Source organism: Nonomuraea sp. NPDC050328 (genome assembly GCF_044459405.1).
Classification (GTDB): domain Bacteria; phylum Actinomycetota; class Actinomycetes; order Streptosporangiales; family Streptosporangiaceae; genus Nonomuraea.
This window is the reverse complement of record NZ_JBITIW010000019.1, coordinates 54,720-76,204: the sequence shown is the minus strand read 5'-3', so window position 1 is coordinate 76,204 and position 21,485 is coordinate 54,720. Positions and strand designations below refer to the sequence as shown.

Below are 21,485 nucleotides of genomic sequence, written 5' to 3'. Positions count from 1 at the left end.
GCCTCATGACCAGACGACACCGTGACCGCTGCCGGGCCGGGCTCGATGGTACGGCCATCGCCGACGCGATCCTCCGGGCCGGGAACCCCACGACGGCGTGGAACCGTACCCCTCACCAGGCCGCTCCGCTCATCTCCAAGGGCGCGATCCACGCCGCGGCGATCGAAGACGCGGTGAGGACATGATCAAGCCCCTGCTTCCGGCCTACGCCGGGGAAATCAACAGCGGCGCCTACAGCGACGCCGCATCCTCGATGAAGCTCTTCCTGGCAGGAGAGGCCCACGACGGGGATCTGGCCGGGGAGACGCGCGTGGACGTGACCTGGCTCGCTCCGCTGTACGACCTGGTGAGCCGAGCCGTCGAGGCCGACCACGAAGGCCACAACGTCTCCGCCCTGACCGAGGTGCTCGCTCACGGCCCCATCACCCATCGCCGACCGACACAGGAGAGCACGCCATGACCATCCTCATCGCTTACGACGGATCGGCCGACTCGAAGAGCGCGATCGAGTTCGCCGCCAAGCATCTCGTCGCCGAGTCCGCTGTCGTGATCACCGTGTGGGAGCCGCTGCTCGTGCAGCTCACGCGACGCCAGATCGCCGGATTCACGCTCGTCGCCGAACCCGGGGACGCGGGCAAGGAGGCGGCGGAGCAGCAGGCCGCGGAAGGCGCGGAACTGGCCAGGGCGGCGGGCATGCGGGAGGTGACCCACCGGAAGGTCGCCGACGACGAATCGATCTGGAAGACCATCGTGGACATGGCCGACGAGCTCGACGCCTCGCTGATCGTGACCGGGTCGCGCGGACTGGCCGGGGTGCGTTCGGTACTGCTGGGCAGCGTCTCGAACCACGTGCTGCACCACGCCCACCGGCCGACGCTCATCGTGCCGCCGGTGAAAAGCTAGCCGGCCCGCGCCTTCGAGGGCGGCGGCGCGGCCCCGCGGGGGAGCGTACGCTTGTGCGCTCCCCCGGGGACTCCCCACCCGCTCCCGCACACCGATGGGCGGGAGCCGGTGGTCACTGACAGGACTGTCGCCACTTCGCGGCGATGGAACCGGTAGCGGTGATGCCACGGGTGGGATCCCTTCGACCAGCACCAGATCCGCGCTGCGCAGTGATCGCCTCGTAAGGGGGTGGGTTCAGTCGGTGCTCGGTTCGTTCTCGGGAGTACCGGGCATGGGGCGTCATCGCTGGTCACCGACAGATACGCCAACTTACGCGTCGTCGCATAGAACGGCATAAGAGGGTGCGCCTGACCATTGAAAGATCTTGCTTCTAATCCGACGGTCGCAGGTTCGAATCCTGCAGGGCGCGCTTGGATCATGGCGCTGACCTGGGGTAACGCGTGGCCGCACCCTCCTTTGGGACATAGCTCTAGCCGTTCGGTGCTCCGCCGGTGCTCGCCCGTACCAACCCTGTACACACCATGATCAACATGCTGTCTGTCGTCGTGTTCACCGCTCCCTCCGCGCGTGACAACGGCCTCGTTCCGCGCGCTCCCATCGGAACGAGGCCGTCATCTCACCTCGTCGGCTCTTCCTGCTGACAGCTAGTGCTGTGATCGGAAACCTCCACCGGCTCGAATGCGGGATTCAGGCTGCTGGTGTGAGTGGCCGGCAGCCCCAGCGGATGCCCTTCTCACTTCGGATGCGAGCGCGTTCGCGTCGTTGGGCGGCCGGCACGTCGGGATGGCGAGTGTGCGCGTTGCGCCAGCGTAGATAGGCGTGCAGTGCGCGGTCTGGACGGTGTGGTTCGGGTGGTCGGAGTTGGCCAGAGTGAACTGGCGGAGCGGTCCGAAGTGCGCCTCGATCGGGTTGGCCCAGGAGGCATACGTGGGGGTGAACAGCAGCTTGACCTTGTTCTTCTTCGCCCAGGTGCGGATGCGCCAGTTCTTGTGTGCCGACAGGTTGTCCAGGATCACGTAGATCGGGGCGCCGTCCGGACGGGCGGCGCGGATCGACTTCAGAACGGCCCAGGTGTGGTCGATGCCCTTGCGTGCCCGGTTGACACCCCACAGCAGGTCGTCGCCGACGGAGTAGCAACCGTGGAAGTAGGTGGCGCCCTGGGTGCGGTGGTAGGTGGCCGGCAGTCGGTCCGGCTCACCCTGCGGGGCCCAGCCAGTCCCCGCGGTCGGCCGGATGCCGAGCGGGCCGAACTCGTCGAAGGCGAAGGTCCGCCTCGGCCGCTGCGTCAGCGCGTACTCGGTCTGATCGAGCTTGGCGTCGAAGTCCGGATCCGGAGACTCCTTCCAGGTCTTGGTGCGCTGGAAGGAGACCCCGTGTTGGTGCAGCAGGGTACGTGAGGTCTCCAGGTCGATCGAGATGGCCCGGCCGGGAAGGCGGCGCAGGTAGGCGAGGAGCTTGCGGATGGAGCAGCGGGTGAAGGGCTGGCCGAGCTTGTTCGGGCGGGTGGCCGTCTGCGCGACGAAGTCTTCGTCATCAGGACTGAGCAGGCGGGGACGGCCTCCCGCTCACTGAGGGTCCCGGCAGGCCAGCCCGATCTCGTTGAACCGGTGGATCACCTCGCGCATGGTGTCCTCATCGGCCTGCACCAGGCGGGCGATGACCGGCACCGTATTGCCGCCGGCCGAGGCCAGCAGGATCATCGCCCGTCGATAGCGGACCGTGCTCATCGTGCCGCGCCGCACGATCCGCTGCAGCCTCTGGCCTTCCGGGTCCGTGAGCCTGCGGACCTTGACCGGTTGCGTCACCGGGCCTCCCGAGCGCCAATCGAACAAGACCAGCCCATCCAATCGGCCGGTAGGTCCTACCCGCCAACCCGGTGATCATTTCCGGTCACAGCACTGGTACTCCAGTGACACTTCGCGATCTTCGAGGTTGGGACGCATGAGAAGGGCCACTGCGTGATCATGCGGAGTTTGTGAGAACAACCGTAGGTCGCGCAGTGGCCGCGGCCGACCTCGTAACCCCTGACCGATGGCTCGTCACCCTCAATGATCTCCTGGGCCGGATCGCTCACCGATTCACCCGTGTCGAACCACGCCGTACCGCGACCGCCTACGTCCACGCTCTGCTGGCCGAGGTGGACCGCAAGAACTGCTGGAACCTGGCCCACCATGCCGGGCTTGCAGGGCCTCAGGCGATGCAACGCCTGCTGAGGACCGCTTCCTGGAACGCCGACGAGGTCCGCGATACGTGCGCGCCTACGTGGTCGACCACCTCGGGCCCGGCGGGCTCTCATCGTGGATGAGACCGGATTCGACAAGAAGGGCACCGGCTCGGCCGGGGTTCAACGCCAGCATTCCGGCACCCTCGGCCGGATCGACAACTGCCAGATCGGCGTCTTCCTGGCCTCCGCCACCGCTCGCGGACGGGCGCTGGTCGACCGCCGCCTCTACCTGCCCGAGCGCTCCTGGCTGGCCGGCCCGACCGGTGCCACCGGGCCGGCATCCCCGCCGAGGTCGGCTTCGCCACCAAGCCGGCCCGGGCCACCGCAATGATCCTGGCCGCCCTCGACGCCGGGATCGACATCTCGTGGGTGACCGGCGATGAGGTCTACGGCCAAGACCCGCGCCTGCGCGCCGCGTTGGAGGAACGCCAGATCGGCTACGTGCTGGCCATCGCCGGCAACCGGCGCGTCCGCCTGGACGGGCAGGACACGACCGCTCTCCAGATCGCTCACACCGTCGCCGACCGGCACCGGCACCGCTACAGCGCCGGAGCAGGCGTCAAAGGCCACCGCATCTACGCGTGGGCCTGGGCTCGCATCGACACCCACCTGCCCGGCTGGCGATGGCTGCTGATTCGCCGCAACCTGAACACCGGCGAACTGGCCTTCTACCGCTGCTACGCCCCACCCCGATGCCCTTGCTGCGCCTGGTCCGCACAGCCGGGATCCGATGGGCGATCGAGGAGTCCTTCCAGGCCGCCAAGGGCCAGGGTGGATTGGACCACTACCAGGTCCGTGGGTGGACACCCTGGCACCGGCACATCACTCTCGCCATGCTCGCCCTGGTCCTCCTCGCCGTCCTGGTCGCCACTCAACCCGACCCCGGCAGTGACCAGGCCATCGCCTTAACCATCCCCGAGATCCGTCGACTCCTGGCCGCACTCAAGCTCAGCCCCACACCCTCCATCACCAGGCTTCTGCGCTGGTCCACCTGGCGACGTCACCACCAAGCGTGTCCTCGCCATGATCTCAAAGCGTCACTGGAGTACTAGGCGGCGATCCGCAGGGTGACCTGGTCCTGCGCGTTGAGGGTGTTCATGTCGGTGTGCTCCTTCAGGGTGTTTCGTCGATGGCTCTACGATCGCCACCCGACCACCCGCCGGCCGTATCAGCGCTGCGTGCGCCCGCTCCCACGCCTCGAACGCCACGTCCCACTCGGCGGCCGATGAGCAGCGGCACACCTGGGGCAGGCGTTGCGGGCGGTGCTCGGGGGGTGACTCGACCGATGACGTTACGGTAATGCAACCTGACAAATCATCACCTTCTTCTCGGGATCATGGCACGCTGACCGGCGTCGTATGTGATCGATGAGGAGACCTCTATGGCGTTACGGGTCCACGAGGCCTTTGCACAGCAGGTGCGTCACACCCCAGAGCGCACCGCCGTCGTGGCGGGGACCACCCGCCTCACCTACGCCGAGCTCGACCACCTCGCCAACGGCATCGCCCACGATCTGGGCCGCCACGGGGCGGGCCGGGAGGCGGCCGTGGGTGTCTGCCTGGACCGCGATGCGACGATGCTCGCGGCACTCCTGGGCGTCTGGAAGGCGGGCGCGGCCTACGTGCCGCTCGATCCCGCCTATCCCGCGGAACGGCTCGACTACATCGCCCGGGATTCCGGCGCCAAGCTCCTGATCACCTCCGCCGACGTGGCGCGACGCGGTGTCCTGTGCGGTTCGGCGACTCCCATCGTGCTCGCCCACGATTCCGCGCCCGCTCCGCACGCCCCTGACGTGCCCGGCGCCGACGGCGACGCCGCCTACATCATGTACACCTCGGGCTCGACCGGCCTGCCCAAGGGCGTGGTCATCGAGCACCGCAACCTCATGGCCCTGCTGACGGCCGAGACCGGCTTCTTCGCCGACGAGGTCACGGGCATGCTGGCGGCCACCTCGATCTGCTTCGACCCGTCGGTCAGCCAGCTGTTCCTGCCGCTGATCTGCGGGGGCACGGTGATCCTCGCCGACAACCTGCTCGCCCTGCCCGGCCTGCCCGCGCGTGACGAGGTCACCACCGTGTACGGCGCGCCCTCGGCGCTCGTCTCGCTGCTGGCCCAGCCGCTGCCCGCCGGGGTGCGGACCGTCGTGTCCGGAGGCGAGCCGCTGACCCGTGCCTTGGTGGAGCGGATCTACGCGAACCCGGGCGTGCGCCGCGTTGTAAACGTATACGGACCGACCGAGTGCACCGTGACCTGCGGTTCTCACGACATCCCCCGAGACTCTGCCGGTGAGCCTCCGATCGGGCTCGGACACGCCGGGTCGGTGCTGTCGGTGCGTGACCCCGACGGGCGCCGTGTGGCCGACGGGGAGACGGGCGAGTTGTGGGTGTCGGGGCCGCTCGTCGGACGCGGCTACCTCGACCGGGCCGAGCTCACGGAGTCCCGTTTCGTCATCCACGAGGGTGAGCGCCACTATCGGACCGGGGATCAGGCCCGGGTCGAGGGCGGGATCTTCGTCTACGCCGGGCGTGACGACGACCAGGTGAAGGTCGCGGGGTTCCGGGTCGAGCTCGGCGAGGTCAGGGCCGCGCTGGCGGCGCACCCGCAGGTGCGCAACGCGGCCGTGCTCGCGCGCGCCGACCAGGCGGGGGTTCGGCGGCTGGTGGCGTACGTGGAGGGGGACGCCACGCCTGCCGGCTTGCGCGGGTGGATGCGGGAGCGGTTACCGGACCACATGGTGCCCGCTCGGGTCGTGGTCATGGAGCGGCTGCCGCTCGGCCCCACCGGCAAGATCGACCGCGCTCGGCTGGCCGCGATGGACCTCGACCCGGGGACTGCCGAGCAGCTCGCGCCAGGCAGCTCGCCCCACACCGTGATCGAGCAACGCCTGGCCGGCATCGTCGCCGGCGTGCTCGGCATCCCGGATCCCGTCGGCGTCCACGACCACTTCCTCGACCTCGGCGGGCATTCCATGGCCGCCGCCCAGGCCTGCGCGCGCATCGAGGCCGATCTGGGCGTCCGCGTGTCCCTCACCGCCTTCCTCGGCCGCCCCACCGTCGCCGAACTGGCCGAATACGTCGCCGCGGAACCCGCGGCACAAGCCGCACAAGCCGCACAAGCCGCCACCGCGCTCACCCGGCACCACGGCCGCACCCGTTACCCCCTCACCGCCGCCCAGCACGGCATGTGGCTACTGCGCGAGGTCGGCCAGAGCACCACGGCCACGGCGATCGCGGTACGGCTGCGCGTGCACGGCATCGACACGCCCGATCCCGTCCAGCGGGCACTCGACCGGCTCGTGGCCGAGCACGAGGTGCTGCGCAGCGTCATCGTCACCGGCCCGGAAGGCACCCCAGAAGCGTCGGTGCTGCCGCCGCAGCCCGTCCCCGTCACGGTGCACGACCTGCGGTCCATGGACGCCGCCGGGCAGGAGGCCTACGTCACGGCCCTGCCCGTGGCCGGGTTCGACCTGACCGCGGACACGCCGTTGCTGCGCGCCGACCTGCTCTGGGTGGGCGACGGGAGTGCCGACCTGGTGGTGTCGAGCGACCACACGGCGTTCGACGGCTGGTCGATCGGCCTGCTCATGGCCGAACTCGCCCGTCACGTCCCTGGCACGGGGCAGGCGGCCGTCACGGGCGCCCCCGCCTTCCAGGTGGGCGATGTCGCGCTGGCCAAGCAGCAGGCTCTCGCCGGGCTGCAGCCGTTGCGCGCCCACTGGGCCGACGAACTGGCCGGAGCCGCTCCGCCGTACGAGCTGCTGTCCACCGGCGACGGTCCGGGACGCGGCAGGGGCGGGCGTGTCACGCTGCCGCTGGCCGAGCGGGCCGCCGCCGCGGTCGGCGACCTGGCCGCAGCCTGCGGCACCACGCCGTTCTCCGTCTACCTGACCATCCTGGGCCTGCTGGTGGCCGCCCAGACCGACCGGGCGGACGTCCTGCTCGGGGCGGCGGTCGCCGACCGGGCCAGGCCGGGCCTCGACAACCTGGTCGGACCGCTGGTGGACGCCCTGCCCGTACGGCTGCGCCTCGACCACGACCTGCCCGTCCGCGAAGCGATCGCACGGTCGGCCGCGGCCACCGCGCGGGCCATGGACCACATGGCGCTGCCCGCGCACGAGCGGCTGGCGGTGTCCGGGGTCGAACGGCCCCGCGGGGCCATGCTCACGCCGGTGGTGCTCTCCCTGCAGCCGCCTGCCGTACCGGTGCGGGTCGGCGGGGTCGAGCTGCTCGGCGAGGTGAGCGGCGGCGGCGCGCAGGCGCCGTGCACGGTGTTCGTCAACGCCGGGTCGCGCGGGATGGAGGTGCAGGTCGAGTACGACGAGGACCTGTTCGGGCGGCTTGCGGCAGAGGAGCTGGCCGCGCGGTTCGTGCGCCTCGTCGAGCAGGTGCCAGGCGCGCCTGACCGGCCGGTGTCGGGGTTCGACCTGGTCGGCGAGGAGGAGCGGGCCGCGCTGCTGGAGCTGGGCGCGGGTCAGGCGCTGCCCGCCGACGTGCCGCCGACCGCGGTGCACGCCGTGCTGGCGCATGCCGTACGGCAGGCCGACACGATCGCCGTCGACGACGGGACGGGCACGCTGACGTACGGCGAGCTGGCCCGGAGCTCGGCCCGCGTCGCCCACGCCCTGGTCGGCGGCCCTCCGGCTGATCCGGGCGGCGAGGTCGTCGTCGGCGTGTGCCTGCCGCGTGACCGCAGGCTCACCGTGGCCGTGCTCGGCGTCGCCCGGGCCGGTGCCGCCTATGTGCCGCTCGATCCCGAGCACCCGGCCGAACGGCTGCGCTTCCAGGTCGACGACTCAGGCGCCCAGGTGGTGCTGGCGACGGCGCAGACGCGGGCGGTGGCCGAGGGCCTGGGCGTCGAGGTGATCGACATCGACACCCTCCCGGACGCCACCGCCGAGGACATCGCCGCCGAGCCGGGCGGCCTCGCCTACGTGCTCTACACCTCCGGCTCGACCGGCCGCCCCAAGGGCGTGGAGGTCACGCATGCCAACCTGGCGGCGTTCGTCGCCGCCGTACGCCAGACCGTCGGCATCCGGCCGGGCGAGGTGATGCTGGGCCTGACCCCGTTCTCCTTCGACGTCTTCGGCTTCGACTTCTGGGCGGGACTGGCCTGCGGCCTGCGCGTGGAACTGCTCGACCGCGACAGCATGGTCGACGGTCACGCCATCGCCAGCAGGATCGATGCGTCCGGCGCGACCCTGATGACCGCGACGCCGACGACGCTCAGGATGCTGATGGCCGCCGGCTGGGCGGGCGCGCCGATGCAGGTGCTGAGCATGGGCGAGGCGCTCGACCCCGCACTCGCCCGCGATCTCGCGGCGCGGGTGGGGCGGCTGTGGAACGCCTACGGCCCGACCGAGACCACGATCTACTCCACGCTCGCCCTCCTCGAAGGACCCATGGACGACGGCGTGCCGATCGGCAGGCCGTTGCCCGGCGAGCGCGCCTACGTGCTCGACCAGGCGGGCAGGCTCATGCCGCGCGGGGCGACGGGCGAGTTGTGGATCGGCGGCGCGGGCGTCGCCCGTGGATACCGGGGACGGCCCTCGACGGTGTTCGGCGACGACCCCTTCGTGCCGGGCGAGCGCCGCTATCGGACGGGCGACCTGGCCCGGTGGCGGGCCGACGGGTCGCTCGACTACCTGGGCCGCCGCGACCACCAGGTCAAGGTGCGCGGCCATCGCATCGAGCTCGGCGAGATCGAGGCGGTGTTGCGCGAGCACGTGGCGGACGCGGTGGTGACCGTCGTGGACGGTGACCAGCTGGTGGGTTACGTGGTCGGCGCGGGTGATCTCGCCGTCCTGGAGGCCCGGCTGCGGGAGCGGCTGCCCGGCTACATGGTGCCCGGCCAGTGGGTGGCGATGGAGGCGATGCCGACCACGTCCTCGGGCAAGGTGGACCGGCGGGCGCTGCCCAAGCCGGTGCGCACGTCCGTGGCCGATTCACCGCCGCCGGAGACGGAGGCCGAGCTGCTCGTCGCCGAGGTGTGGTCGGAGGTGCTGGAGCGTACCGGGCTCGGCGTGCTCGACGACTTCTTCGTTCTGGGCGGGCACTCGGTGGCGGCGACCCGGGTGACCGGGCGGCTGCGTGAGGTGCTGGAGCTGGAGGTGCCGGTGCGGCTGCTGTTCGAGCGGCCGACGCTGGGAACCTTCGCCGCGGCCGTCGAAGCGCTGTTGCTGGCCGACCTGGACGGCGAGGCGGAGGCGGGCGACTTCCGTGAGGGAGGCGCGCGATGACCATGAGTGACGAGCGGGTCAAGCAGCGTCTCGCCGCCCGCCTCTCGGCGGGCCGCAGGGCGCTGGGCGAGCGGCCCGCGGGCATCCCCGTGGCCGAGGGTCCCACGCCTCTCAGCCCCGCCCAGGCCAGGCTCTGGTTCCTGTCGCAACTCGACGACGGTGCCGCCTACAACGTGCCCACCGCCATCCGCCTGACCGGCGAGCTCGACCCCGACGCCCTCCTCGGCGCCGTGCACGACCTGGCCGAGCGCCATCCGGTCCTGCGCAGCACCGTCGACGGCGAGACCACGACCGCCCTGCCCGCGGACACGATCCCGGTGCGGCTGGCGGAGGTGGGCAGGGAGGAACTGGCCGAGTGCCTGCGCCGCGAGCAGCAGACGCCCTTCGACCTGGCCACCGAGCCCCCGGCCCGCGCCACGCTGTTCCGCGTTGAACCCGACGAGCACGTGCTGGCGCTCACCGTCCACCACATCGCCTTCGACGCCTGGTCACGCGACCTGGCCGTCGCCGAGCTCGGCGCGCTCTACGCGGCCCAGCTGGGCGGCAGGCAGGCGCCGCCGCCACCGAGGGTGCGCTACGGCGACTACGCCGCCTGGCTGGCCACCCGCCCCGAGGGTGACCTGGCCTGGTGGGAGGCGCGGCTGGCGGGCCTGGAGGGCGTGCTGGACCTGCCCACCGACCGGGCACGCCCGAGCGTGGCCGCCTGGACGGGCGCCGAGGTGCCGGTACGGCTGACGCCCGAGCTGGCCGCGAAGGTGCGTGCGAGCGCGGCCGAACGGGGCTGCACCCCGTTCATGGTCTTCCTCGCGGCCTGGTCGGCGCTGCTGTCGAGGATCAGCGGCACCGACGACGTGCCGGTGGGAGCGCCGGAGGCGGGACGCCTGCACTCCGACGCCGATGCGATGCTCGGCTGCTTCGTCAACACGCTGGTCATGCGCTGCGACCTGTCAGGCGATCCGACGGGAGCGCAGCTGCTGGCGCGTACCCGCGAGGTCTCCCTGGACGCCTTCGCCCATCGTGACGTGCCGTTCGAGCGCATCGTCGAGCGGCTGCACCCCGAACGCAGCCTGGCCACGACGCCGATCTTCCAGGTGCTGCTCAACGTCGTCGACACCCCTCCGGCCCCACCGTCCTTCCCGGACCTGGGGGTGGAGGTCTTCGAGCCGCCGGTGCGGACCGCCAAGTACGACCTCAACCTGTCGTTCACCCACACCGGCGACGGCTACGAGGGCATGCTGGCCTACCGCACGGACCTGTTCGAGCCGCGTACGGCGGAGCGGATGGCGTCGTGGTACCTGACGCTGCTCGACGGCATGCTGACCGACCCGGAGCGTCCGGTGGGCTCGATCGCGCTGGAACCGGTCGACGGCCCCCAGGTCGCCGGCCGCCGGGCGGGCTTCGACCTGTCGCGCCCGGTGCACGAGCTCATCGAGGAGCAGGCCGTACGCCATCCGGAGGCGATCGCCGCCACCGACGCGCACGGCAGCCTCACCTACCGCCAGGCCGACCGGCTCGGCAACGGCGTCGCCCACCGGCTGGTGGCGCGGGGCCTGCTGCCCCAGGAGCCGGTCGGCGTGCTGACCGGCCGCGGGACGGCGCTGGTGCCCGCCCTGCTGGGCGTGCTCAAGGCGGGCGGCGCCTACATGCCGATGGAGCCCGCCTATCCCGACGACCGGCTGGCCTACATGGCCGAGACGGCGGGCGCGCGGCTGGTCATCGCCTCGCGCGAGCACGCCGGGCGCGTCCCGGGAGCGCTGGTGCTGGAGGACCTGCTGGAGGAGGCGCAGGCGCCGCCCGGGGTGGCGGTGCGCCCGGACTTCCTGTCGCACGTCAAGTTCACCTCGGGCTCGACCGGCCGGCCGAAGGGCGTGGGCGTCGAGCACCGCTCGCTGGTGCACTACCTCAACGCGGTGCGCGATCACGTCGGGCCGGAGCACGACTCGTTCGGCGTGGTCTCCACGATCGCCTCCGACCTGATCCTCACCTGCCTGTTCGGCGCGCTGATCAGCGGCAAGACCGTGCACCTGGTCGACCAGGACGCGGCCACCGATCCCGCGCTCTACGACGTCGGCGGCGTGGACGTGGTCAAGATGGTCCCCAGTCACCTGGAGCTGCTGGCCGCCCACGGCGAACTGGCGGAGGTGCTGCCGCGCAGGCTGCTCATCCTGGCGGGCGAGGCCACCTCGTGGGAGCTCGCCGGACGGATCAGGGCAGCGCGCCCCGACCTGGAGCTGCAGATCCACTGCGGCCCCACGGAGACCACGGTCTCGGTGCTGGCCGGCACCGCGCCCTCCGCGCCGACCGGTTCCGGCTCGGTGCCGCTCGGCCGCCCGCTGCCCGGCATCTCCTGCTACATCGTCGACCGGCACGGCAGACCGCTGCCCGCCGGGGTGCCGGGCGAGTTGTGGATCGCCGGTCCCACGGTGGCGCGTGGCTACCTGGGCATGCCCGAGCTGACCGCGGAACGGTTCGTCCCCGACCCGGTCAGGGGCGCCGACCGCTGCTACCGCACGGGAGACCGGGTACGGCTCAACGCCGACGGCCTCGTCGAGTTCCTGAGCCGGGTCGACGACCAGGTCAAGATCCGCGGCTTCCGTGTCGAGCTGGGCGAGGTCAAGAGCGCCCTGCAGGAGCAGCCGGGGGTCGCGGAGGCGGCGGTGCTGCCGGTCGGCGAGGGTCACTCGCGCCGCCTGGCCGCCTGGGTCGCGCCGGCGAGCGTCGACGTGGCCGAGCTGCGGGCGGGGCTGCGGGAACGCCTGCCCGACTACATGGTGCCCGCGGCGATCGTCGTGCTGGACGAGCTGCCGCTCACCCCGCTCGGCAAGGTGGACAGGGCACGGCTGCCCGCGCCGGAGATCTCCGTCGCCGATCGCGTCGCCCCGAGCACCGAGGCGCAGCTGACGGTGGCGGCGGCGTGGGCGCAGGTGCTTCCCGAGCAGGACTTCGGCATCGACGACGACTTCTTCGCCCTCGGCGGCGACTCCTTCCGCGCCATCAAGGCGATCAAGCTGATCGATCCGTCGCTGCGGGTGATCGACCTGTTCACCAGGCCGACGGTGCGCGAGCTGGCCGCCCATTTGGAGGCGGGGTCGCAGGCCGGGAGCGGGCTGCTGCACCGCCTGGCCGGTCCGCGTACCGCTCGCCGTACGCTCGTGTGCGTGCCGTACGGCGGCGGCTCGGCGGCCTCCTTCGGGCCGCTGGCCGCCGAGCTCGGCGGCAAGGGCACGGCGGTGCTGGCGGTCGAGCTGCCCGGCCACGATCCGGCCAGGCCGGAGGAGGCGATGCTGCCGCTGGGCGAGGTCGTCGACCGGCTGGCGGCCGAGCTGGAGGACGGCGGGCCCGTCGCGCTGTACGGCCACTGCGTCGGCTCGGCGGTCGCGACGGAGCTCGCGCTGCGCCTGGAGGCGGCGGGTGTCGAGGTGAGCGGCCTGATCGTGGGCGGCAGCTTCCCCGACGCCCAGCTTCCCGGACGGCTCTCGCAGTGGTGGAACCGGCGTTTCCCCGCCCATCGGTGGAGCAACGACCGGGCCCAGCGCGACTTCCTGCGCACCCTGGGCATGGCCGAGGACGCCGGCGACGTCTCGGTGATGGTGCGCGGCCTGCGCCACGACGTGGAGCAGGCGCAGGCCTGGTTCACCCGCGAGCTCCAGTCGCCGCGCAAGCTGCGCGCCCCGGTGCTGTGCGTCGTGGGCGAGCGCGACCGCGCCACCGAGCTGTACACCGAGCGGTACAGGGAGTGGGGCGCCTTCGCCGACCGGGTGGAGCTGGCCGCCATCCCGAAGGCGGGTCACTACTTCATCAAGCACCAGGCGGAGGGGCTGGCCGAGCTGATCGACGGCCACCTGTCGAGCTGGGAGGCGGGCCGGGTGCCCGAGCCGCTGGAGACGGTCGAGGTGGTCGGGGAGCAGGCTCGCCGGGATCTGCGCCGTTTCTACACGGTGGCGGCCGGTCAGACGGCCTCGCTGCTGGGCAACGCGCTGACCTCCTTCGCGCTGGGCGTGTGGGCCTACCAGTCCAGCGGCAGGGTCTCCGACTACGCGCTGGTCACCATGCTGGCGCTGCTGCCGGCCGTCCTCGCCTCGCCGCTCGGCGGAGCGGTGGCCGACCGGGTGGACCGGCGCCTGGTCATGCTCGCCTGCGACGGCGTCTCGGCGCTGGCCACGGCGGCGCTCGTGGTGCTGCTGTGGCTGGGACGGCTGGAGGTCTGGCAGGTCGGCGTGATCGCGGCGGTGCTGTCGCTGGTCACCGCCTTCCACCGGCCGGCCTACCTGGCGGCGGTGGCGCAACTGGTGCCCAAGCCGTACCTGATGCAGGCCAACGCGCTGGCCAATCTGGGCACCGGCCTGGGCATGCTGATCGCCCCGCTGGCGGGCGCGGCGCTCATCACCCTGGTCGGGGTGCACGGCGTGATCGCCGTGGACGTGGTGACCTTCCTGTTCGGCCTGGCCACGCTGCTGCTGGTGCGCTTCCCCGACCGGCTCTTCCGCCGCCTGGAGGAGTCGTTCTGGCAGGCGATCGCGGGCGGCTGGCGTTTCCTCGTCCGGCGGCGCCCGCTCATGGTCATGATCGTCTTCTTCGCGATCGAGAACTACTTCGGCATGCTCGCCCTGGCCATCACCGTCCCCGTGGTAATGGGCTTCGGCGGTGTCGCCGGGGTCGGCACGGTCACCGCCCTGCAGGGCCTGGGAGCGGTCGCGGGCGGCCTGGTCATGGTCTTCTGGAACGGCACCAGGCGCCGCGCGATCGGCATGGTCGGCTTCGTCAGCGGTTTCGGCTTCGGGATCGTGCTCATCGGCCTGCAGCCGTCGGTCTGGGTGGCGGCGTTCGGCGGCTTTGTCTCGTGGGTGTTCCTGAGCGTGCTCAATGCCCACTGGCTGGCGATCATCCAGCTCAAGGTGGGGCTCGACCTGCAGGGGCGGGTGCTGGCCACCAACCAGATGCTGGCGGTGTCGATGACGCCGCTGGCGTTCCTGACGGCTCCGGCCCTGTCGGCGTGGTTCGAGCCGCTGCTGAATCCCGGCGGGGCACTGGACGGCACTTGGGTGGGCGACCTCGTGGGCGTCGGCGACGGGCGCGGCGTCGCGCTGCTGCTGGCGCTTACCGGAGTGGTGCTCGTGGCCTGGGGCGCGCTGGGACTGGCCTATCGCCCGCTGCGCCTCATGGAGGACGAATTACCGGACGCGATCGCGGGCGCGGAAATCGCCGACAATCTCGACCTGATCGATAGAGAACTGGCTTCACGCAAATGATATTTCGTGTCACGAATTACCGTTTTCAAGGCGTTTGACAGTAGTTCGTGTGGATCACCACAATGTTTTCCGGCCTGGCGAAGCTGGGCCGGAATTCATTTCCCAGAACAATGACGTTCCAGGAGCCTCACCGTTTGTCCAAGACCACACTCGTCCTGATCGGCACGGGTGAGCTCGCCTGAGGCATCGCGTACGCGCTCGCCACGACGACGACCCCGCTCGATGCGCCGATAGCCCCAGGAGGGGTTCTCCTGTGCGAGCCGCAGCACCAGGGCGCGGATGGCTCGGACGGTACGCGGGCGCCCTGACCGCCGAGGTGCGCTGGCTGCCGAGTGTCGGCGCCTGAGGAGGTCGCGATGCCAGCGCATGAGGGTGTCCGGGTGGACCAGCAGCACCAGCTTGTCCATCGGCAAATGGTGGAGCAGGCCTGAAAGCAGGAACCGGTCCTCCGGAGTGAACACGGGTTTGGGCACCTGCCGCTGCAGGACCGTCAGCTGATGCCGGAGCGCCAGGATCTCGATCTCCTTGCCACGATCGGCCATCGGCAGGAGCCGCATGAACGAGAAGGTGTTCGTGACGGCTAGGTGGGCCAGGCGCAGCAGCGCGAGAGATCATCATGCCGTTCCGGTGCGGCTCACGTGACCCCTCGATTTGAAGGGTATGAGCACCCATCGAGCCTGTGACCTGCACGGATGGTTTTTCGGCACCCGCAGGGTACTTCCGCTGTACCGCGATCGCGCTGCCGGTTCGCCGACCTTTCCCCAGGCCTGACGCGTGTGCTCTCTCTGCGTCTTGGCCTATCCGTTACTGCGCCCGACGTATGGGCGTATGTGGCGGCAGTAGCCGCTCACGGTGGCTATACGGCTCGTTTCGCTCAAGAGCTCCGAGCCCCAGGCGTACGCGTGCCGCTCACGGCCGACCCGGAGCTCTGGCAGCGGGCCGTACGTCTAGGTAAGCGCGTCATTTGGCTGCACACCGACGGTGAGCGCTTCGTCGACCTGGCCCAGGGCCGTCCTGCAGGCCCCCCCAAGCCGGACTTGTCCCACCTGCCAAGTCACGAATAGCTATCCCCGGAACGCCTGAGGAGATGCCGATGACATCTCCTACATCCCTGAGACGGCGACCTTGCACATCCGCGCAGGCCGCATCTTACCTGTCCGTTCTGAGGTGTGGACGTACGAGGTTTGCGGGATGAAGATTGTCAAGAAGTGGTTTGGCTATCGCAAGAAGAACCCGGCAGGCCGCAGGTCCTCGGCCCTCGACAACGTTCACAGCGAAGAGTGGTCGGCTGAGTTCACCACAGCGCTCTTGCAGCTTCTTCATCTGCTCACCCTGTGTGTGGAACTGCAACTCGCCCAGGCTGATTATTCTGGAGAAATTTGTCACCGCCCGCTCATCGTCAAGGCCGGCCTCGAGAGAGCGGGCGTCTTGCCGGTGTCCGCGAGCGCTCGTAAACCGCCCGCCGCGGAACCCCAGAAGCTCCAACCCTGTTGTAAACGAATCCGATTCCGTGCTCGTTCCGGCTCGGACGTCCGGAACATGGGGCGTCAGCTTTGGTCACTGGCGGACACGCAAACGATGCGTTGTCGTACAGAGCGGCATCAGCGGGTACGTCCGACTATCGATAGATCTTGCTTCTAGTCCGACGGTCGCAGGTTTGAATCCAGCAGGGCGCGCCTTTATCACGGCGCTGACCTGCGAAAAAGCTGTGAAAGAACATAGTTCTAGGCGTTCCGTGCTCCACCCGTGCTCGCCTGTACAAACCCTGAACACCCCATGATCGTGAGGGCTCTCGCCCTCAGGCTCCCGCTTTCTACATAGCGAACGGCTTCGTTCCGCCGCGCTTCCAGCGGGACGAGGACTTCACTGCCTCCAGCCGACTCGTCTTCGGCGCCAGCTAATCGTGAAGGTGTTGCACGACGCCTTCCCGTGCTCGTCGCCCAGCAGCGGCGCGGCGGTCGTCTCCGCCGCTGCCACAGGCGAATCCTGGAGATCGCCGACACGCTGAAGCGCCTGCCGGTCTGCGAGGCCGACCAGCCTCAAGTCGCCTGAATGACGCGCGCGTAGGAGCTCCAAAAGCAGTGGCGCTCGAAACGAGGACTTCGAGGCAGACGCAGTCGGGCTTGACCCTGACACCGTGGCAGGCGGCACGGTGCGAGGCATGTCTGTCACCTATGTCGGCTCCGGGCCGTACTGCTACGCCAACTCTCTTGCGATGATCCTCGGTGGTGAGGCGCCGTCTCCGGCTGTGATCGAGGTCCTGACGGGCTCTCCGTACGGGTTGCAGCTGATCGGCGGGCGTCTGCCGTTGTTCGACGCGTTCGGCTGGGACCCGGAGATCGGGCTCGATGCGGCGATCGGTCTGCTCGGGTGGGAGTGCGAGCGCGTCGATGGCGGGACGGTGGCGGTGGCGCTGGACCGGCTGCGCCGGGCGTGCCAGGACGGTCCGGTGCTGGCCGGGCCTCTTGAGCTTGGGTTGCTGTCGTACCAGCCGGGGTCGGGCAAGGCGGTGGGTGCCGACCACTACGTGGTGGTGCTGGAAGTGGGCGACGACACCGTGCTCGTGCATGATCCGCAGGGTTACCCGTACGCCACGCTGCCGGTCGGCATCTTTGGCGAGGCGTGGCGCGGGGAGTTGATCTCTTATCTGGAGCGGCCGTTCCGGATGCGGTACGGGTTCACCCGGCGCGAGCAGGTCAGCTCGGAGGAGGCGTTGCGGCGCTCCCTGCCGGCCGGGCTGGCCTGGCTGGCCGGCCGGGCGGATGTGGAGGTCCCGCCCGGCACGCTCGGGCAGGCCGAGGCCGCCGAGCGCACGGCCGAACTGGTGGAGGAAGGGCTGGATCCGGAGATCAGGATGCTGTGGCAGGCGTTCGCGGTGCGGGTGGGCGCTCGCCGCCTCAACGACCTGGCGGCCTGCCTGTCGCACCTCGGCCTCGACGCGGGCGCGGCCGTCGCCGCGGAGCAGGCCCGTATCGTCGGCGGCCTGCAGGGGCCGCTCGTGTCGGGCGACGACGTGGCGCTCGCGGTCGGCCTGCGCCGATTGGCTCCGACGTACGAACGGCTGCGTGCCGTCCTTCGGGGAGAAGTTCTGGCGCTACACCGCTGATCGCCGTCGAACGCGAGCAGCCCGAGGGCGGCTCACCTCGGCCTCCCGCCAGCCCGGGCGGTCATGAATGCGCCACCCCTCTTCGGAGCCGCGTGATGGGCACGATGGTCAGGGCGGCCGCCGCGGCCAGGAGCAGGAAGGCGAGGCGGAAATCGGCCATGGCGTCGCGCAGGATGCCCACCAGCATGGGAACCAGCGCGGCGCAGCCGTACCCGACGAAGAAGGCCATCGCGCTGATCCTGCCCGCCTCGGCGGAGTCGCGGCTGACCGCTACCGGCACGGTCAGAACCAGGGTGAACAGGCCGCCGTGCCCGACGCCCAAGGCGAGGATCCACAGCCACGTCGCCGTGGCGGGCGCGAGGGCCAGGCCGGTGAAGCCGAGCGCCGTCAGCGCCGCCGTCAGGGTCAGCCCCACGCGCAGGTCGCGCCGTTCGCCTAGCAGGGCCGGTACGGCGAGCATCGCGACCACCTGGATGCAGATCATCGCGGTGAGCAGCATTCCGGCCCCGGTGCCGAGCCCGCTCTCCTGGAGCAGGGGCACGACCCAGGCCAGCTCGCAGTAGTAGAGGGCGGAGTTGGCCGCCGACAGCGCGGTCACTCGCCAGGCCACCCCACTGCGCCAGGGCAGCCCCGTGGTGAGCGGGCCGGCGGGGGCGGCCGCCCGGTCCAGGGCCAGGGAGCGCCGGGACGCCGTCCACGCCGCCACTCCGGCCAACGCGAGCACCGACCAGGAAGCCAGTGCCCCGGGCCAGGAGCCCAGGAAGTCGGCCAGCGGCGCGCTGACGCCGGCCGCGACGGCGCCGCCCGCGCCGAGCCCTGCCGTGTAGACGCCGGTGGCCAGGCCCGCCCGGTCGGCGAAGCGGCTCTTGACGACAGCGGGCAGCAGCGTCTGCGCGATGGCGATGCCGGCCCCGACCACCGCCGCGCAGCTCAGTTGCAGCCAGGTGGATCCACCGACAAGGCGGGCGGCGGTGGCCACGGTGATGACGACCAGGCCGAGCAGTACCCCGCGATGGAGCCCGAACCGGCGGCCCGCCATGGCGGCCAGAGGTGCGCACAACCCCATGGCCAGCGTGGGAACGGTCGTCAGCAGAGCCACCCCGGTGGCTGTCATGTCCAGGTCGGCGCGGATGCGGTCCACCAAGGGCGAGACCGCGGCGATCGCCGGCCGCAGGTTGGCCGCCGCCACGAACATCGCCAGTCCTGCCAGCCCGAGCACCTGCTTACCGGGTGGCGACTCGATCAACCTCATGACACTCCAATGATCTCGGACAGTTTCTATCCGAGTTCTATCACAGCTCGGACAAAAGATGTCCGAGTTGGGTACGCTGGCGGCCATGAAGCTGTCTAACGGGGTGGAGTGGGCGCTGCACAGCTGCGTCACCCTCAGCCAGAGCCGCGAGCCCGTTCCTGCGGCCCGGCTCGCCGAACTGCACGGCACCCCTCCCGCGTACCTGGCCAAGCACCTGCAGGCGCTCTCGCGCGCCGGCATCGTGCACTCCACGGCCGGACAGGTAGGCGGGTATGAGCTGACCCGGCCCGCCGCCCAGATCTCGGCGCTGGAGGTGGTGCGGGCCATCGACGGTGAGGAGCCCGCCTACCGGTGCACCGAGATCCGGCAGCGAGGCCCCCTCGCCCTTCCGGCCGAGCGATGCGAGCGACCGTGCGCGATCGCCCGCGCCATGGCCGCGGCCGAGGAGGCCTGGGCGGACGCCCTACGCCAGGTCACGATCGCCGACCTCGCCGCTCGCATCGACGCGGACAGTGAGGGGACGGCGATGGCCGCGGTCAGCCGGTGGCTTGCCACCGCACGCTGATCAGGGATCCGGCGCTGCGGCGCGACAGGTTCATGGCGTTTCGTCGGGTGATTTCGTGCGGCAGCATAGGTTCGCCAGGATCACGTGTGCTGGCCGAGCCGGCCCCGGGCGAGGCGGTGTGGGGCGGGAGGGCGGCATCGAGGGTGCGCGCCGCAGCGGCCTGCCGTCCGGGCGGCCCGCGAGCTGCGCCACATCCAGCAGTGAACGGGGTAGTGGGGCGGGTCGCACACCCGCCCCTTGGCCCTGAAACTCCGCCCGAGAAACGTCCTCCACTCCGCGCACGGAGCGGAGCCGAGTGTCCGGCCCCTTCATCGCGAACTCCAGCCGGCTGGTGACCGCCACGACCGGACGTTCGGTGTACGGCGACGCCAAGCGGCTTGGCCGAAAGGCTTTGAAAAGCGGATCCAAAGCGCCCCGGCCTAGCGTGCGGTCGTATGAAGCGAATGCTGGTCTCCACCTCAGTCGCCGTCGCCGCAGCGGCCGTCGCCCTCCTCTCCACCTCCCTGCCGGCCGCGGCCAAGGCGTCCGCATGGAGTGACTGCGGTTACAAGAACGTCTGCACCTACTACAACACCAACGGCGGAGGATCGCCCGCCAGGGAGTCCGAGGGCAACCTCGGCCGCCACAGCGGCGTCCGTTCGATCTTCAACAACGGATCGCCGGGCGGCTGGGACCACATCAAGCTCACCTACGACTACAGGGCCGGCGGCGAGGTCCACCGCGGGGTCCAGTGCATCCACCAGGGCGAGAAGAAGAACATCGTCGTCCCGGGCGGCGGCCCCGTCGAGGTCATCTCCGCCGTCTGGGTCTCCCCGTGGACCGCCCCCTGCGACGGCTGACGGACGACCCGGCGACCGGGGCATAGCCGGTCGCCGAGGACACCCACTGAGCAAGCTGGCCTCGTAACGGACGGCCAGCTTGCCCCATCAGGCCAGAGAGACGGTCTCACTGGGATGCCTGTAGCAGCCGCGGAAGGCGCACTGAAGTACCTGCAGAGGCGGGGCGATGGCATACGACTGGGGTGCAGCGCGCTGCGCACGGTCGAGGGCCTGACTCGAGGGCTCTGGCCCGGCGGCCGAGGTGGGCCAGCCGTCAGGTGCTACCGCGGCTCACCGCCCACCTTGTCAGCGGCCGTGCGCCGGTGGCGTGCGCGCGAAGCGGAAGCCGGTGTTGCCGCTGGAGGAATCCGGCGTGTTTCGGGTGCGCGACGCGGTAGCGGTTGCAGTAGCTGCGGTGGCACAGGTAGGACCCGCCGCGGGTGACCCGTGCGTCACCGCCGGCCGGACCTGCGGGGTCGGTTGGCACGAAGGTGATGTCATGCTCGGCGGTCCACCAGTCGCTGCACCATTCCCACACGTTGCCGGCCATGTTGTGCAGCCCGTACCCGCTGGGCGGGAAAGCGTGCACGGGTGCGGTGCTCAAGAATCCGTCTTCACCGGTGTTCCAGATGGGGAACCGGCCCTGCCAGATGGTGCACCGGTGCTCGCCGCCGAGGGTCAGCTGCTCGCCCCACGGGTAGCGTGCTCGTTCCAGCCCGCCACGCGCCGCATACTCCCACTCCGCCTCGGTGGGCAGCCGCCCGCCTGCCCAGGTGCAGTAGGCGACGGCGTCATGCCAGGAGACGTGGACGGCGGGGTGGTCGTCGCGGTCTCGCACGTCGCTGCCCGGCCCTTCCGGTGACCGCCAGGAGGCGCCTGTCACGCCGCACCACCACGGCGCGGAGGACGGCCGGGGCACGCCTCGGCGCAGCTCCGGGCGCAGCAAAGGAGCGAAGACGTAGGACCAGCCGAAGGTCTCGGCCTGGGTGAGGTAACCGGTGTCCGCCACGAACTCGGCGAACTGCCGGTTGCTGACCGCGTACCGGTCGATCTGGAAGGCGCTCAGCCGTACCGCACGCACCTGGCCTTCGCCGTCGCTGGGGGAGCCCTCCTGGTCGTCGCTGCCCATCGGG

The 21,485-nt window shown here is 70.8% G+C and carries 13 protein-coding genes and 2 pseudogenes; 11 read left to right on the top strand and 4 right to left on the bottom strand.

What is annotated here, in order from left to right; translation table 11 throughout:
- Positions 1 to 5: 5 nt before the first annotated feature.
- Genes ACIBG7_RS42770 through ACIBG7_RS42760 form a run of 3 tightly spaced genes read left to right on the top strand, consistent with a single transcriptional unit; the run spans position 6 to position 903 of the window.
- The gene (locus ACIBG7_RS42770) at positions 6 to 185 is read left to right on the top strand and encodes an NAD(P)-binding domain-containing protein (protein ID WP_397340008.1); all 180 of its coding nucleotides are present in this window, start codon (positions 6 to 8) and stop codon (positions 183 to 185) included.
- The gene (locus ACIBG7_RS42765) at positions 182 to 460 is read left to right on the top strand and encodes a hypothetical protein (protein WP_397340007.1); all 279 of its coding nucleotides are present in this window, start codon (positions 182 to 184) and stop codon (positions 458 to 460) included. Before ACIBG7_RS42770 ends, ACIBG7_RS42765 begins: the two co-directional genes overlap by 4 nt.
- Positions 457 to 903: a universal stress protein gene (locus tag ACIBG7_RS42760; RefSeq protein WP_397340006.1), complete on the top strand. Its 447-nt coding sequence runs from the start codon at positions 457 to 459 to the stop codon at positions 901 to 903. Before ACIBG7_RS42765 ends, ACIBG7_RS42760 begins: the two co-directional genes overlap by 4 nt.
- 687 nt (positions 904 to 1,590) lie before the next feature.
- Here ACIBG7_RS42760 and ACIBG7_RS42755 read toward each other — a convergent pair.
- Positions 1,591 to 2,708 (bottom strand): annotated as a pseudogene (locus ACIBG7_RS42755) (IS630 family transposase).
- 251 nt (positions 2,709 to 2,959) lie between these two features.
- Between ACIBG7_RS42755 and ACIBG7_RS42750 the strand changes: the two are divergent.
- The 3 genes and pseudogenes from ACIBG7_RS42750 to ACIBG7_RS42740 all read left to right on the top strand — a co-directional run bounded on the left by ACIBG7_RS42750 (position 2,960) and on the right by ACIBG7_RS42740 (position 14,611).
- Positions 2,960 to 4,179 (top strand): annotated as a pseudogene (locus ACIBG7_RS42750) (IS701 family transposase).
- Positions 4,180 to 4,508: 329 nt separating this feature from the next.
- A complete protein-coding gene (locus ACIBG7_RS42745; protein WP_397340005.1) occupies positions 4,509 to 9,362 on the top strand; it encodes an amino acid adenylation domain-containing protein in 4,854 nt (1,617 codons plus the stop codon).
- Complete coding sequence (locus tag ACIBG7_RS42740; RefSeq protein WP_397340004.1) at positions 9,359 to 14,611, top strand: amino acid adenylation domain-containing protein; 5,253 nt, start codon at positions 9,359 to 9,361, stop codon at positions 14,609 to 14,611. Before ACIBG7_RS42745 ends, ACIBG7_RS42740 begins: the two co-directional genes overlap by 4 nt.
- A gap of 95 nt (positions 14,612 to 14,706) precedes the next feature.
- Here the strand turns inward: ACIBG7_RS42740 and ACIBG7_RS42735 are convergent, their stop codons facing one another.
- The gene (locus ACIBG7_RS42735; RefSeq protein WP_397340003.1) at positions 14,707 to 15,168 is read right to left on the bottom strand and encodes a hypothetical protein; all 462 of its coding nucleotides are present in this window, start codon (positions 15,166 to 15,168) and stop codon (positions 14,707 to 14,709) included.
- Positions 15,169 to 15,303: 135 nt separating this feature from the next.
- Here ACIBG7_RS42735 and ACIBG7_RS42730 point away from each other — a divergent pair, with 135 nt between their 5' ends.
- The 3 genes from ACIBG7_RS42730 (at position 15,304) to ACIBG7_RS42720 (ending at position 17,717) form a co-directional block, all read left to right on the top strand.
- Entirely contained in the window at positions 15,304 to 15,675 is a 372-nt protein-coding gene (locus ACIBG7_RS42730) for a type ISP restriction/modification enzyme (RefSeq protein WP_397340002.1), read from the top strand.
- 34 nt (positions 15,676 to 15,709) lie between these two features.
- Positions 15,710 to 16,252, top strand: a complete 543-nt coding sequence (locus ACIBG7_RS42725) for a type ISP restriction/modification enzyme (protein WP_397340043.1) — start codon at positions 15,710 to 15,712, stop codon at positions 16,250 to 16,252.
- 520 nt (positions 16,253 to 16,772) lie between these two features.
- Positions 16,773 to 17,717 carry a hypothetical protein gene (locus tag ACIBG7_RS42720; RefSeq protein WP_397340001.1) on the top strand — a complete coding sequence of 315 codons (945 nt, stop codon included), beginning with the start codon at positions 16,773 to 16,775 and terminating at the stop codon, positions 17,715 to 17,717.
- Between the two features lie 61 nt (positions 17,718 to 17,778).
- On the opposite strand, the gene ACIBG7_RS42715 is transcribed toward ACIBG7_RS42720, so the two are convergent.
- Positions 17,779 to 18,969: a CynX/NimT family MFS transporter gene (locus tag ACIBG7_RS42715; protein ID WP_397340000.1), complete on the bottom strand. Its 1,191-nt coding sequence runs from the start codon at positions 18,967 to 18,969 to the stop codon at positions 17,779 to 17,781.
- Positions 18,970 to 19,054: 85 nt separating this feature from the next.
- Between ACIBG7_RS42715 and ACIBG7_RS42710 the strand changes: the two genes are divergently transcribed.
- Together ACIBG7_RS42710 and ACIBG7_RS42705 are read left to right on the top strand one after the other, a co-directional pair.
- Positions 19,055 to 19,534, top strand: coding sequence for an RrF2 family transcriptional regulator (locus ACIBG7_RS42710; protein ID WP_397339999.1), 480 nt, complete (start codon positions 19,055 to 19,057; stop codon positions 19,532 to 19,534).
- A gap of 434 nt (positions 19,535 to 19,968) precedes the next feature.
- On the top strand, positions 19,969 to 20,373 hold the full coding sequence (locus ACIBG7_RS42705) for a peptidase inhibitor family I36 protein (protein ID WP_357935314.1): 405 nt from the start codon (positions 19,969 to 19,971) through the stop codon (positions 20,371 to 20,373).
- 253 nt (positions 20,374 to 20,626) lie between these two features.
- Here ACIBG7_RS42705 and ACIBG7_RS42700 read toward each other — a convergent pair whose 3' ends face one another.
- The gene (locus tag ACIBG7_RS42700) at positions 20,627 to 21,481 is read right to left on the bottom strand and encodes a formylglycine-generating enzyme family protein (protein WP_397339998.1); all 855 of its coding nucleotides are present in this window, start codon (positions 21,479 to 21,481) and stop codon (positions 20,627 to 20,629) included.
- Positions 21,482 to 21,485 lie beyond the last annotated feature (4 nt).

Bases quoted from the DNA above. Each gene is read 5' to 3' on its own strand.
- ACIBG7_RS42705 (WP_357935314.1), top strand. From the start codon at position 19,969: ATGAAGCGAATGCTGGTCTCCACCTCAGTCGCCGTCGCCGCAGCGGCC.
- ACIBG7_RS42710 (WP_397339999.1), top strand. From the start codon at position 19,055: ATGAAGCTGTCTAACGGGGTGGAGTGGGCGCTGCACAGCTGCGTCACC.
- ACIBG7_RS42765 (WP_397340007.1), top strand. From the start codon at position 182: ATGATCAAGCCCCTGCTTCCGGCCTACGCCGGGGAAATCAACAGCGGC.
- ACIBG7_RS42745 (WP_397340005.1), top strand. From the start codon at position 4,509: ATGGCGTTACGGGTCCACGAGGCCTTTGCACAGCAGGTGCGTCACACC.
- ACIBG7_RS42770 (WP_397340008.1), top strand. From the start codon at position 6: ATGACCAGACGACACCGTGACCGCTGCCGGGCCGGGCTCGATGGTACG.
- ACIBG7_RS42715 (WP_397340000.1), bottom strand. From the start codon at position 18,969: ATGAGGTTGATCGAGTCGCCACCCGGTAAGCAGGTGCTCGGGCTGGCA.
- ACIBG7_RS42730 (WP_397340002.1), top strand. From the start codon at position 15,304: ATGGTTTTTCGGCACCCGCAGGGTACTTCCGCTGTACCGCGATCGCGC.
- ACIBG7_RS42720 (WP_397340001.1), top strand. From the start codon at position 16,773: ATGTCTGTCACCTATGTCGGCTCCGGGCCGTACTGCTACGCCAACTCT.
- ACIBG7_RS42735 (WP_397340003.1), bottom strand. From the start codon at position 15,168: ATGCGGCTCCTGCCGATGGCCGATCGTGGCAAGGAGATCGAGATCCTG.
- ACIBG7_RS42760 (WP_397340006.1), top strand. From the start codon at position 457: ATGACCATCCTCATCGCTTACGACGGATCGGCCGACTCGAAGAGCGCG.
- ACIBG7_RS42740 (WP_397340004.1), top strand. From the start codon at position 9,359: ATGACCATGAGTGACGAGCGGGTCAAGCAGCGTCTCGCCGCCCGCCTC.
- ACIBG7_RS42700 (WP_397339998.1), bottom strand. From the start codon at position 21,481: ATGGGCAGCGACGACCAGGAGGGCTCCCCCAGCGACGGCGAAGGCCAG.